Below are 12,382 nucleotides of genomic sequence, written 5' to 3'. Positions count from 1 at the left end.
TCCGGTTCCTGTTTCAGTGATCGGTGGTTCGGAGACCTCGGAGTTAGGGTCACCGAGCATGAGCTGCTCGAGGCCTGAATCTTCCGGCTCCGGGGGGTTGGCGGCGAGGACGTTTTGTGCGTCCCTGCGTGCTTGTTCGCCCTCCGGGGTCATCGGGCCGATGAAGTTCGCCTGCGCTTCGAGCGCAGCACGTTCTTCCGGTGTCAGCTCCGGGTCGGCGAGGATCGGGTAGAGCAGGTTCTCGATACCGGCGGTGTCGACGACCTGAACGAGTTGCCCGTCCCGGATCTCGTAATGCGTCGGAATGGGTGTGCCGTTGGCGTCGTAGGCCCACGGGGCATCGATTGTCGAGACCGAGTTTCCGTCGGCGTCGAAGACGGTGACCGTGCCATCGGGGTTGACACTCATGTGACCGCCGGGCGGCACCGTCACCGGAATCACGGATTCGTGCGACGACGTTTCGTCGTGGATCAGGAAGAAGAACCGACTTCCGCCGGTGATCGGATCGAACACCCGCAACGAGGACTGCCCGCCAGGTGCGTACACCGTCAACGGTGACGCGACAGTCCCGACCGCCTGGGAGAGTACTGATTCGGGCGTGCGGGGGCTGAAAGGTCCCGGCCGCCCGCGCACTCCGATACCCGCAGCGGTGAACGCCGCAGCGCCGATCAGGGTGAGTTCGAGATACCGGTCACGGCCCGAGTCCTCCCCGGTTGTAGAGACATCTGCTGCCGGGTCCGGAACCGTTTGGGCCGGTGCGATATTCGAATCCGAATCCGCGGGGATCGGTCCGGGACCACGATCGGTGGTGGTTCCCTCACCCGGGGTGGGTGTGGGTGAGGGAACCGCTGATGCCGATGCATTGGGGAATGCACCGACACCAGTTTCCGAGGCCGGGGCCTCGGAAGCAATGGGCGGAACCTCGATCGTCGGAACCGGGACGATGGGGGTGCCGTTGTAGGTGGGAAAGTTCGTCGGAGCATTGGCCCCGACATTCGGGCCACCGCCTGGAGCCTGCACACCGGGGAGCCCGACCGTGGTCGTCGGCGCAGCTGTCGACGTCGTGGACGGCGCGCTCAGGCACGGGTTGATGATCTCTGGCGGGATGGGCGCGCCAGGTGGCAGCGACGCAATGAGATTCAGGTAGATCTGATGATCACGTGCCCGCACCGCCGCGCAGTCTTCTTCCGGCGTCGCGTTCGCCGGAGCGGCGGAGAGTGCGATTCCCGCACCGATCACTCCGGCCGCTCCGGTCAACAGCGCCCCGGCGGCAAGCACTCCCGCGAGAGTCCGGCGAAGTCGTCTACCGGACTTCACCGGTGCGCACCACGATTGTCACTCTTCTTCGTTCGGAGTAGCGCGATGAGTTTGTCTGCGCCCCAACAGAACAACCGTCCGGAGATCGACATCCACAAGAAGAATGCCAGGTAAACCAGGATCGTCCCGTAGTCGTTCGCCCAGCCGGCGAGCTTCCCGATCACCGCGAATGCCGCGATCAGCAACCCCAGTCCGACTGCGGTGGCGATCACAGCCTTGGAAAGTGGACTGAGTTCGCTGTCCGGATCCCAGTCATCAACGTCTGCAACGTCTTTACTATCGACGGCAGTGGATTCCGACTGGACACTGCGGCGTTCGGCGTTGTTGACGGTCATGGCTGGAACTCCAAATAGGAAGGGAGAGCGGGGACAACGGGTCGCCGACGTTCGGCCTGGTATCAGTTCCAGTACTGCTCCGTCAGCACTATGTGCCCCTCACTGGCGGGGTGATTCGGGTCGGAGACAAAGACATTGGCATGCCCACCACGCGCGGCTGCTTCACCGAGCACAGCTCCTTCGAGGGCGTCGACCTTGCCATCGGTAACAGTTATCGCGGAACCAGGCGCCAACCAGACCCCCTCAGCGAACCTGGAACGATGTTCGCAATCGCATCAGGAATCGGGCTCGCCGCCAATGCCGCGGTTTCCGCATTCGAGAGCGACAGACCGATCCGGCCATGTTCCGGTTCGACGATCGGAGTTGCGGCAGATGCCACGCCGGCGCCGAGAACACCGATCAGGGCGATACCTGCGGTGAGAGTTCCGGCAGTGGCCAAGGTACGAATCTTCATGATTTCTCCTTTGTGGGCGTGATGAGTAACCACCCCTGGACGGGGCGGATCGGGAATAGTCGCCAGCAGCGCTGACGACGGCTGCGTGGGTTAGAGCCAGGTGGGATCGGAGTACACGAACAACGTGTTGTCGGACGTCGCCGTCGACACCGAGAGTTGTGCGTACGAGCGGATCGTCACCGGCCCCATGCACGCATCAACCTTCACGTGCACGTTCTCTGCCGTGATCGACGCCTTCGACGACTCGAGATCCTTCTTCCCCAACGGAATCGTCGTGATCGTGCCCGGCGCAATCGTCGACTGAATACTCGGATTCACCGACGCATTCACACCCACGTTCGCCGACGGGACACCCGAAATACTCACACCGACAGACGGGCCGAGCGAAAAGCCAAGCCCCAAGCCAAGTCCGGAGGAAACATCGATCTGGCAGCCGATCTGCAATCCCTGCTCGACATAACCGGTCTTCACCGCCGAATCGCCCGCACCACCGATCGTGCCGGTCACCTTCGCTGACACGAACCCCTCACGAGTGAACGCCGTCGTCGCCAGATTCGGCACCGGATTCGCCGACAGTTTCGTGGCGGCGAGATCCAACGACCAGCCGTCATCGGTGACCGTACTCGCGAATTTGTCCGCCAACGCCGTCGGCGTTGCCGATGCGCTCCCTGCGAAGACCACACCCGACGACAGCGCGGCAACCGCACACGCCGCGAGCCCTACCGCGGCCCTCGATCGACGGTGGGATACGCCGTTTTGCGATTCGATCGACATGAACTGCTCCTCCACGTGACACAGCAACCAGAGCGGTAGCCGACAACTAACTGAATTAGTTACCGGACGGTACCAATCGTCCTGTTTGCCCGCCAGCGCGCCATCTCCCCCATCTTGGATTTAGGGTGAACTTTCGGTAACAGATATATATCGACAGGCTTATCAGCAGCGAAAAGGACCTAGGTCCTACTATGAGCAAGGTCACCGTTTACGGACGAGAAGATCCCTCAGAAACAGTGCGGCAAATCGAATTGAATCCGCATTTCGCGGGCCTCAGAGCAGTTGGAGACCGAAAGTGCGGGCATCAAGCCAGTGCGCGTACTTGAATATGAAACCAACAGGCATTACTTGGCAATCAATCGTGAAGTACGGCGCCCGAGCGGGGCCTGGGAGCGCAACTCTGCACAGCTCACGCGGAGATACTCACTTCGTGGTCGGCGCGAACTCGTCGGACCCACTGGCATCGCATCGTTAGCTTGTCAATCACTGATTAGCGCAGGCGACGCACACAAGTAGTACGCAAGTACGAGAAAAGGCTCTGACCAAGACCGGAGTCCTTGATCAGAGCCTTACCAACTCGGGGTCGAAAGTTATGCCGGTTCTCTCATGATGCCGAGATGCCGTGCAGTCCCGGACACCCCAGGAACCTCTTGCACAGGAGACCAGGTGTTCAGCCCGTCCGTGCTGTCGGAGTAGAGATACTTACCTTCGGTATAGGCGTCAAGATAGATCCGCCAGTCGCCGCTCGGCAACTGAACCACGGCCGGACCTTCGACAAGCGAACCCCAATTCCCTGGCGGGACAAACGAATAAGGTCCCGTCACCGAAGGAGCGACCGCATGCTCGACGACCTTCTTCGTCTCGTTCTTGGTGAACGCATGATAGGTCGATCCGACTTTGACCACGGTGGTGTCGATGTGGTCCGCACCGATCCCGGCGAGCGGAACAGGCGGGCTCCACAACCGGAGCGACGGTTCCAACGCCGTCATCAGATACGGCACAAATCCTCCACCGGTCGACATCGACAGGATGACGTTGACGCGATCGCCGTCCACAAACCATTCAGGCGCCCAGGCCTTGGTGACGAATGGTGACAGCGACGGTCCGTCGCTGAAACCAGCCGAACCCGAGAAGCCCGGGGGGCTCGCAGAACCGGTGCCATCTCCCGTACCGGGCATCAAGGCGCAGCAAAACGGAACCGGATAGTTCCCCAGCGGCGTCCAGTTGATGCGGTCGCTGCTGCGTGCAAACCCGATGTTCGCCCCACCACCCGTCGTGTAGGTGAGGTAGTACAACCCGTCCGTGTTCCGGAAGATGCTCGGATCACGCACGAGCCCAGATGGCGGCCTGTACGCCGACTGCTGGACGAGTTGAAAGCCGGTGCCGTCAGCCGACTCGTAGACATCCATGTCGCGGTCGCTGGCATTGCTGAACGCCACCATTGTGTATTTCCAGTCAGGCGGCGGCGCGGCGCTGCTGGCAGGGGCTGCGACCAGCAACCCCGCGACGACGAGGATCACCAGCGATACAACAGAAAGGCCGGTCCGTTTTGTCGGAATCACCGATGAAGTATGTATGACAGCAGGCCCTCCATGGGTAACTTCGGTCGGAGGCAGAGCAGGATCGTTACCTAAGTCGATTCGTCTTGTAGTGACGGCGGGACGGCGGCAAGGTCGGCCGTTAGCATCACGCCATGGAACTTGGGGTGCATTTCGCGCTGTCAGACAGCGTGGCAGCGGAACTTCTGGACGCGCGCGGCGACGACGACAAACTCGGCGCTGTGGTCGAGGACATCGAGGAGACGGGCCGATCCGAGTTCTCGTGCGACACGGACAAGGCGTGGGATCCGATCCTGTGCGCCCTCTCCAGCACGGGGTACGAGCGCGTGTCCGAGAACTGGCCGGCCTACGGCGTGATCTTGGGGGACGAAGACCTCAACACCGACACCGACGACCAACTCGTCACCTACCTGGCACCCGATCGGGTCGCCGAAGTCTCCTCGTACCTGGCGGAAGTCACCGAATCCGAGTTCGGCGTGCGCTACGACGCAATGCCACTCGACGACCGCAACCCGGAGTACGGCTCCGACGAGCGCGGGTACGCCTGGGGCTGGCTTCAGGAAGTGGCGGACTTTTTCCAGCGCGCGGCCCGAGAGCGTCGCCACGTGGTATTCACCGTGCGGTTCTGACAGTCGAGAGCCCACTGCCGAAGCAGCGCGCCCTCGAAGAATGAAAGACCGCTTGACAGTGGCGCTCAACTGCGGAGGACCCTCTGCGCGGGTTCTTGCTCTGACAATTCCTGTGCCGCAGCGTTTCTGGGTGACCGAGTGCGTGTCCTTCTCGCAGCCAGACCGAGCAGTAACGGAAACGTAACGACAGCCCGCGCGCTTCTCTGGCATTCACGATCTCGACCAGCAGTTTCACTGAAACAGTTTATTCTTCAACGGATTTCCAGTAGTGAGCTGCATCTCAAACCAACCCAGTGGATTGCTCATTGTTTGCGACATGGCGTTGACTGTTACCGGAAGAATCAGACAAAGTGGCCTGTGGAGGCGCAACTCGAGTGGGCCACCGACGAGGGAGAAGCCGAATGACGCACCTACGCAAGATGATTACCGCGGCCGCATTGATACCTGCCGGTATCGCAGCCATCGCACTCAGCGGCGCGGGCGCAGCATCAGCTGTTACTCCGATCGCCGACAACGGGCGCATCGGCGTGCAGCTGAACCAGGGTGAGACGGCATTGTTCGGCCAGCTCAATGCCGGCGCTGCGATCGAAAGCATCACTAACTCCACCCAGATCGGCGTGCGCCTCGCACCAGGATCGCGCTTCGAGAGCGGCCCCAACGTCGTCTGGGGACGTCTCGACCAGTTCGCCAACGAAGCAGCCTCCCGTGGTGGAGAAATTTCTCTCGGCGTACTCAACCCGGCGAGGGGTTCACAGCAGTTCTTCTTCATTCAGAACTGGTAATACCCTCCGCCGTCGAATTGATGCTTCGCTCTTCCTGTGGCGGGGCGGAGCATTTTTCGTTTCCCGTGGCCACGTTCGTCGCCGAGTGTTGAACAGGCGACGCTATCCCGGGCGACTTTTGTGAGGACTGTAAACGGGCACCGATTCGAGCGAGAAATTCCTTGTGCCGCTGCGTAATAACGCATCCACAACCGACCCCTGAGGCGAACGAATGAGCTGGACTCGAAAAGAGATAGCGATCATCGTGACCGCCACCGCGGTGAAACGGGTGCTGCCGTCATGGTGCGAAATGGTGTGACGCTGTTCCCAGCAGGATCCGGTCCCACAGGGTTCAGCGTGTGCATGGTGAATGGCAAGCAAAACAGCAGCGCGGGACCATCGCTGAGGTGGTCAAGACCGTCTTTGATTAATCGTCCCCGGACCGAACAAAAAGGACTACGGAAGCAATTCCAAGAATTCTTGGATAAATTCTCGAACTGCCGTCTCATTTTTGGATGCCTTCGCGGGATCGTCCCACCGCACCGCATTTACTATTTCAATCTGAAACCACGCACCCCTCAATTCCTCGAAATCGGGCGCATTTTCGGATTCACGTGCGTCCACATAACTCTCAAATATATCGACGAGCGTTTGTAAGGATATTTTACCTTCCCTGTAATCACGACTAACTTGCTCGCCTTCAGTGCGATATTTTCCGTTTCCCGTCATATCAACTTCACTTTCCTCTTAGCCGACCAAATGAGGTCGTCACAACTGTACCGACCTCGTTAACGACGACTGATAGGTTATTTGCCGAATCATAGAATACGATCGTTGCGTCGCTGCTAGGGGTGGCCACCCCATTTCGAATTGCCTGTTCGACAAGGGAGGGGAGGTTGCCGCGCCGCTGCATTCGATCAAACGCATGCCCAGTGTATTCGCGACCGTTGACCACTCCCGGAGGATTGGTTCCTGGCTTTACGTCCAATTCGCGGCGGATGCTCGAAAAAAATGGGATGAGCTGCAGAGACTAGGGGAAGAGGACTACCGCTCGCGATGGCGTTGACAGCTACTGAATTGGGCTGCGCGAAGAGCAGTTTCGAGCCATCGATCATCCTGGTTGCTGTACAGCTTGCGCAAACCGGGCGCGTGTACGCCGCCATGTGGAAAGTACTGTTTCCCATGGCATCTCACTACAAGCTGTTCGGGTACGCGCGAGGGTGGTATTGAGGACATCACGTCAAAGCGCTCTACGCGCCGGCTCAGGTGTTGACCTGATTTCCGTCAGAATCGGTATCTCGTGCTTGGCGGTCAGTGTCTTTGTAGTGCAGTTTGTCGTACCTGTTTACCGGAGGTGCATCCTTCTGCTCGCGGTAGAGCGCCCGTGTCAGCCAAGCACCGAAAACATCGTTGAATCCGGTGGGATGCCTTCGCGTGAGGAAGGGGGTCCACCACCACGCCACGAACACAGCAGCGAAACCGCACAAAAGGACAGGTCCGAGAATCGACCGCTGAGGAGCGGTGAGCCAACCGAAAACGATGGTCAGGATCGACGAACTCCAGTAGATCGTTCTCGCATGACTGCGGTACATCACGTAGGGCGTGGATGCGATCAACGCCACAGCCCCTGTGGTGATCGCACAAATTGCATAAAAGGTGGTCATGGTGCCGATTCCGCTTGAGGAACGGTGTGTTGTCGGTGCACAGGACTCTTCTGCTGGACGCTGCTGTACAGGTAGTCGGTTTTACCTGGAATCATCAGGATGTGGTTGTGTTCCTCTGGGATGCGGTAGGCGAGGTAGTCGTGATCGGCGATCAGGGCAAATGGATGGCCACCCTCGAAGGCGAAGACGTCTGAACCGTCAGCCTGCGAATCCTAATCTGCTCCCACATCACAATAAGCAACTGCTGGCCAGTGTCACTTGACATGACACTGGTCGCGCAAGTGAGTCAAAGCCTGCCTTGATTAGTCGCCCCTGGACCGAGAAAAGAGACTACGGAAGCAAGTCCAAGAATTCTTGAATAACTTCTCGCACCTCCGACTCATTTTTGCTCGAATTCGAAGGATCATCCTGGTTAATTGCATTCATTATTTCAATTTGACCCCAGGCCCCCCTCAGGGTTTCGGAATCTGATGCACGCTCCGATTCGCGTTCTCTGACGTACCTCTCGAATATTTCAACTAGCGCATGCAAGGATATTTTTCCGTCACAATAATCGCGATTAACCTGCTCAGCTTCCAGGCGGTAAATTGATTGATCCGTCATGTTTTTCACTTTCCCGATAAATTGCCAAATGAGGTGGTCACAACTCTGCCCGTTTCATTGATGATAACTGATAGGTTGTTTATCGAATCATAGATCACGGTCGTGTTTCCTCTGCTCGGGGTCGCCACCCCTTCACGAATGGCCTGTTCAACCAGGGATGGGAGTATGCCGCGCTCTTGCATTCGGTCGAACGCATGCCCCGTATATTCACGACCGTTGACTATTCCAGGACGATTGGTTCCGGGCTTTACATTTATTTCGCGATCTCCGCGCCCACCCACAGGCGTCGAGGCCGGTCTGTCTCCGACGGGAATAGTCGGATCGCTAGGGGCTCTATTCCCGGCCTCACCGGCGGTGGCGGCTGCCCTGCGACCTGCGGCTTCGGCGTCTGCGGCGGTTCCGCCGCGCCGCAGAACAGCCTCCACCGCTTCTTGCACGGCAGCTCCGCCGACTCTGCCTCCTGTGCCTACGATCGGAATGAGGGAGACGATATTTGCTGCTGCGGCAGCGATCTCAGCCGGAGAATGCTCGGGTGAAGGTTGTGCTCGTTGGCCGCGATTGAAGCCGAACGGATCGACGGCGGCATCGTGCACGGGGACTACGAGGAAGTTTCGCCACGCATCTCCGAGCGTTCCGACGCTATCGACTGTTGTGTCGACGGCACTTTCCCCGACACCCCACGCGGTGTCCCATACTTTTTGCGGGAACGATCGGTCGTCGGGCGCGTTCGGATCTGGCGGGATCGGCACATTGCCGGTGAACCCGGCAGGCACGTCCCCGTGCGCTTCGGCAAGCTGGTTCGCAGCGTGTTGACGTGGACTGACAGTGGGTTTGGGGCCCGGACTGGTTGTGGTGCGTGGCGACTGATTTGGTTGCGCGGGTTTCGAAGGTGCAACCGGAGGGACTTCGCCGTGTGCTTGGGCGAGTTGGTTCGTTGCTTGTTCCTGAGAGGTCGGCGCGGGCTTCGGTCCAGGTTTGGTGGTGGTGCGCGGTGACTGATTGGGAGATGCAGGTTTCGTGACCGGAGCGGAGCCTTGGGTGGTGGTCCCGGCGTACTTACCAGCGGTGGTGCCGCTGTTCGTGGCTCCGGAAGTGTTGCCCGAGTTCGTGTTTCCACTGTTCTGCGGTTTCTGCGGACTTGTGCGCGAGGTCATCGAATTCGGCTTGGGTGCGGCGGTGTTCGTATTTTTCTGGACTTGTTTCGAAGCGACAGAGGTGGGTGCTTTCGCCTTCTTTTCCGGCGGATCAGCCAAAATCGGGTACGCGGTCGCTTCGTCGGCGTACACCGTCTGAATCAGGCGGCCGTCGCGAACTTCGTAGTCGGTGGGAACAGGATTGCCGTTGGCGTCGTACGCCCACGGAGCTGCCACGACCGAGACCGGGTTTCCGTCCGCGTCGAAGACGGTGACTGAGCCGTCCGGATTAACGCTCATATGCCCGCCGGGCGGGACGTCGACGGGGATTTCCGCTTCGTGTGAGGACGTCGCGTCATGGATGAGGAAGAACGTACGACGTCCCCCGCCCGGTTCGGTGACCGTGATCTTCGACTGGCCACCCTTGGCGTACTGCATCAGCGGTGACGCGAGGGTACCGACTGTCTGGGAGAGGATCGATTCCGGCGTACGCCCACCCAACGGTATGCGTGGGCCGAACGGTGAACGACGCCCACGTACTCCGATCCCGCCGGCTGTGAATGCGGCGGCACCGACCAACACGAGTTCGAGGTAACGATCGCGCCCGTCGTCGTCGCTGAGTCCCGAGGGCGTGACTGTGGGATTCGATTCCGACTGTCCGGGAACAGTCTTCGGTGTTCCAGAGGGAACAGGTCCGGGACCACGATCGGGGACCGCTGTGGGTGCGGTCGATCCAGCGGGCTGCGGGGTGGTCGGGGCGGGTCCGCTGGTGGTCGTCGGAACCGGGACTCCTGCAGGGTTGTCGATACTTGGCGCTGTCGGCGTATTCGGCTGTCCAGGCAGCGCGGCGCCGGGGACGGGGACGATGGGGGTGCCGTTGTAGGAAGGGAAGTTCGTCGGAGCGTTCGCGCCGACGTTCGGGCCGCCGCCCGGAGCCTGCGCACCGGGCAACCCGACGGTGGTCGTCGGGGCGACGGTCGCTGTCGTGGATGGTGCCGTCAGGCATGGGTTGATGTACTCGGGCGGGATGGGGGCACCGGGTGGCAGTGACGCGATCAGGTTCAGGTAGATCTGATGATCACGTGCCCGCACAGCCGCGCAGTCCTCCGCTGGTCCCGCAGTTGCGGGTGAGGCGGTCAGTGCGATTCCCGCACCGACGGCTCCGGCCACGCCGATCATGAGCGCTCCGGCAGCAAGTACTCCCGCGATGGACCTGCGCAGCTTCAGCACGGACTTCACCGGCGATCACCCGTGTTCGACTTCTTCCGCGCCTCGGCGATGAGCTTGTCCGCGCCCCACCAGAACACCCGGCCCGCGATCGACATCCACAGAAAGAACGCCAGATACACCAGAATCGTCCCATAGTCAGCGGCCCAGCCCCCGAGACGTCCGATCACCGCGAACGCTGCAATCAACAATGCGAGACCGAAGACGGTGGCGATCATGGCCTTCGAGGTTTCGCTCAGCTCACTGGCGGGGTCCCAGTCGTCGACGTCCGCACTTTGACCACTGTGCACTGTGGCCGGCGGCTCCGTCATCGGGCGGGACCGAGCGTGTTCAGCGTTGCGGATGGTCATGACAGAAACTCCAAACGGCGGATAGGTGAAGTGAAACAACGAGATCGGCGGCAGCAGTCAGGGTCCGGAGTTACCGGCCCTAGTTCAGTTCCAGTGCTGGTAGGTCTGCACGATGTAGCCCCCGGTGACGGGGTTGTTCGGGTCGGACACGTAGATGTTGACGTAGCCACCCGGATGCGCCGCAGCTTCGGCGATCACGACCCGATCGGGGGCGCTTGCCCTGCCATCGACGTTGGTGATGACCGAACCCGGAGCCCGGCCAACCCAACGTTGCGAGCCGGGAACAATGTTCGCGATTGCATCGGGGATCGGGCTCGCCGCCAGTGCTGCGGTCTCCGCATTCGAGAGCGAAAGCCCGATCCGACCCTGCTCCGGCTGCACGATCGGGGTAGCAGCCGATGCCACGCCCCCGCCGATAACACCGACGAGGGCGATACCTGCGGTAAGCGCTCCGGCTGTGGCCAAGGTACGAATCTTCATGAACTTCTCCTGTGATGCTGATTGATGGGCAAACCCGTGACTCGGGCCTCGTGTGACGGGGTGTGCGAGGGCATGGTGGCCTGCGCAGAGTGGGTTGAGAATGCAGCGCTGACGACGGCTGCGTGGGTCAGAGCCAGGTGGGATCGGAGTACACGAACAACGTGTTGTCGGACGTCGCCGTCGACACCGAGAGTTGTGCGTACGAGCGGATCGTCACCGGCCCCATGCACGCATCAACCTTCACGTGCACGTTCTCTGCCGTGATCGACGCCTTCGACGACTCGAGATCCTTCTTCCCCAACGGAATCGTCGTGATCGTGCCCGGCGCAATCGTCGACTGAATACTCGGATTCACCGACGCATTCACACCCACGTTCGCCGACGGGACACCCGAAATACTCACACCGACAGACGGGCCGAGCGAAAAACCGAGCCCCAAGCCAAGTCCGGAGGAAACATCGATCTGGCAGCCGATCTGCAACCCCTGCTCGACATAACCGGTCTTCACCGCCGAATCGCCCGCACCACCGATCGTGCCGGTCACCTTCGCCGACACGAACCCCTCACGAGTGAACGCCGTCGTCGCCAGATTCGGCACCGGGTTCGCCGACAGTTTCGTGGCGACAAGATCCAACGACCAACCGTCATCGGTGACAGTGCTCGCGAACTTGTCCGCCAACGCCATCGGCGTTGCCGATGCGCTCCCTGCGAAGACCACACCCGACGACAGCGCGGCAACCGCACACGCCGCGAGCCCTACCGCGGCCCTCGATCAACGGCGAGATGTTCGTGCTTTCAATTCGGTTGCCATGAGCAACTCCTACGTCGCGGACCAGCAACCAATTCGGTAGCTGAACACTAACTAAATGCAAGTTACCGGACAGTACCAAGCGTTCCGTTTTATCAACAGGCTCCCGCGACCAACTATCGGAGACTTGCGGTGAACTTCCGGTAACAGATACATATCGACAGGGCTCAGAGCAGGGAATGGGACTTAGGTCCCAATGTGGCGAACGACACCAAACTTGGACCATCCGCCCATTGGTGACAGTCGAGCAAACGTGCAAACAAGGCACGATCCGGAGCATTTCAGCAG

12 protein-coding genes and 1 pseudogene are annotated in these 12,382 nt (G+C 60.4%); 3 read left to right on the top strand and 10 right to left on the bottom strand.

Translation table 11 applies throughout. The features are described 5' to 3' along the window. The 5 genes and pseudogenes from QM609_RS05840 to QM609_RS05820 form a co-directional block, all read right to left on the bottom strand. Positions 1-1,317 (bottom strand): annotated as a pseudogene (locus QM609_RS05840) (hypothetical protein); the annotation flags it as partial. Next, a complete protein-coding gene (locus tag QM609_RS05835) occupies positions 1,314-1,652 on the bottom strand; it encodes a hypothetical protein (protein ID WP_020968151.1) in 339 nt (112 codons plus the stop codon). The gene QM609_RS05835 and the pseudogene QM609_RS05840, both read right to left, overlap by 4 nt. Before the next feature lie 211 nt (positions 1,653-1,863). Then, complete coding sequence (locus QM609_RS05830; RefSeq protein ID WP_283337134.1) at positions 1,864-2,106, bottom strand: hypothetical protein; 243 nt, start codon at positions 2,104-2,106, stop codon at positions 1,864-1,866. A gap of 90 nt (positions 2,107-2,196) precedes the next feature. Next, positions 2,197-2,880 carry an MspA family porin gene (locus tag QM609_RS05825; protein WP_020968149.1) on the bottom strand — a complete coding sequence of 228 codons (684 nt, stop codon included), beginning with the start codon at positions 2,878-2,880 and terminating at the stop codon, positions 2,197-2,199. A 590-nt stretch (positions 2,881-3,470) separates the two neighbouring features. Further along, a complete protein-coding gene (locus QM609_RS05820) occupies positions 3,471-4,322 on the bottom strand; it encodes a glycoside hydrolase family 43 protein (RefSeq protein ID WP_223257880.1) in 852 nt (283 codons plus the stop codon). Between the two features lie 251 nt (positions 4,323-4,573). On the opposite strand from QM609_RS05820, the gene QM609_RS05815 reads away from it, so the two are divergent. After that, the gene (locus QM609_RS05815; protein ID WP_030535796.1) at positions 4,574-5,068 is read left to right on the top strand and encodes a DUF1877 family protein; all 495 of its coding nucleotides are present in this window, start codon (positions 4,574-4,576) and stop codon (positions 5,066-5,068) included. Positions 5,069-5,469: 401 nt separating this feature from the next. After that, positions 5,470-5,850 (top strand): hypothetical protein, encoded by a 381-nt coding sequence (locus tag QM609_RS05810; RefSeq protein WP_030535797.1) that lies wholly within the window; start codon positions 5,470-5,472, stop codon positions 5,848-5,850. A gap of 1,241 nt (positions 5,851-7,091) precedes the next feature. On the opposite strand, the gene QM609_RS05805 is transcribed toward QM609_RS05810, so the two are convergent. Then, positions 7,092-7,493, bottom strand: coding sequence for a hypothetical protein (locus QM609_RS05805; protein ID WP_020905813.1), 402 nt, complete (start codon positions 7,491-7,493; stop codon positions 7,092-7,094). Positions 7,494-7,528: 35 nt separating this feature from the next. On the opposite strand from QM609_RS05805, the gene QM609_RS05800 reads away from it, so the two are divergent. After that, a complete protein-coding gene (locus tag QM609_RS05800) occupies positions 7,529-7,687 on the top strand; it encodes a hypothetical protein (protein ID WP_155250639.1) in 159 nt (52 codons plus the stop codon). A 414-nt stretch (positions 7,688-8,101) separates the two neighbouring features. Here the strand turns inward: QM609_RS05800 and QM609_RS05795 are convergent, their stop codons facing one another. The 4 genes from QM609_RS05795 to QM609_RS05780 all read right to left on the bottom strand — a co-directional run bounded on the left by QM609_RS05795 (position 8,102) and on the right by QM609_RS05780 (position 12,004). Further along, on the bottom strand, positions 8,102-10,468 hold the full coding sequence (locus QM609_RS05795) for a hypothetical protein (RefSeq protein ID WP_196305169.1): 2,367 nt from the start codon (positions 10,466-10,468) through the stop codon (positions 8,102-8,104). Beyond that, positions 10,465-10,806, bottom strand: a complete 342-nt coding sequence (locus QM609_RS05790) for a hypothetical protein (RefSeq protein ID WP_020968143.1) — start codon at positions 10,804-10,806, stop codon at positions 10,465-10,467. Before QM609_RS05790 ends, QM609_RS05795 begins: the two co-directional genes overlap by 4 nt. 84 nt (positions 10,807-10,890) lie before the next feature. Then, positions 10,891-11,286, bottom strand: coding sequence for a hypothetical protein (locus QM609_RS05785; protein WP_020968142.1), 396 nt, complete (start codon positions 11,284-11,286; stop codon positions 10,891-10,893). Between the two features lie 127 nt (positions 11,287-11,413). Then, positions 11,414-12,004: an MspA family porin gene (locus QM609_RS05780; RefSeq protein WP_283337131.1), complete on the bottom strand. Its 591-nt coding sequence runs from the start codon at positions 12,002-12,004 to the stop codon at positions 11,414-11,416. Between the last annotated feature and the right edge of the window lie 378 nt (positions 12,005-12,382).

It is taken from the genome of Rhodococcus sp. IEGM 1302 (genome assembly GCF_030056935.1).
GTDB classification, from domain to species: Bacteria; Actinomycetota; Actinomycetes; order Mycobacteriales; family Mycobacteriaceae; genus Rhodococcus_F; species Rhodococcus_F qingshengii.
The sequence above is the reverse complement of the archived record's forward strand: the minus strand, read 5'-3'. Positions and strand labels throughout refer to the sequence as shown.

What these genes read in the sequence shown, in the direction of transcription:
- QM609_RS05825 (WP_020968149.1), bottom strand. Translation starts at nt 2,880, where the DNA reads ATGTCGATCGAATCGCAAAACGGCGTATCCCACCGTCGATCGAGGGCC.
- QM609_RS05820 (WP_223257880.1), bottom strand. Translation starts at nt 4,322, where the DNA reads ATGGTGGCGTTCAGCAATGCCAGCGACCGCGACATGGATGTCTACGAG.
- QM609_RS05835 (WP_020968151.1), bottom strand. Translation starts at nt 1,652, where the DNA reads ATGACCGTCAACAACGCCGAACGCCGCAGTGTCCAGTCGGAATCCACT.
- QM609_RS05805 (WP_020905813.1), bottom strand. Translation starts at nt 7,493, where the DNA reads ATGACCACCTTTTATGCAATTTGTGCGATCACCACAGGGGCTGTGGCG.
- QM609_RS05830 (WP_283337134.1), bottom strand. Translation starts at nt 2,106, where the DNA reads ATGAAGATTCGTACCTTGGCCACTGCCGGAACTCTCACCGCAGGTATC.
- QM609_RS05810 (WP_030535797.1), top strand. Translation starts at nt 5,470, where the DNA reads ATGACGCACCTACGCAAGATGATTACCGCGGCCGCATTGATACCTGCC.
- QM609_RS05785 (WP_020968142.1), bottom strand. Translation starts at nt 11,286, where the DNA reads ATGAAGATTCGTACCTTGGCCACAGCCGGAGCGCTTACCGCAGGTATC.
- QM609_RS05790 (WP_020968143.1), bottom strand. Translation starts at nt 10,806, where the DNA reads ATGACCATCCGCAACGCTGAACACGCTCGGTCCCGCCCGATGACGGAG.
- QM609_RS05815 (WP_030535796.1), top strand. Translation starts at nt 4,574, where the DNA reads ATGGAACTTGGGGTGCATTTCGCGCTGTCAGACAGCGTGGCAGCGGAA.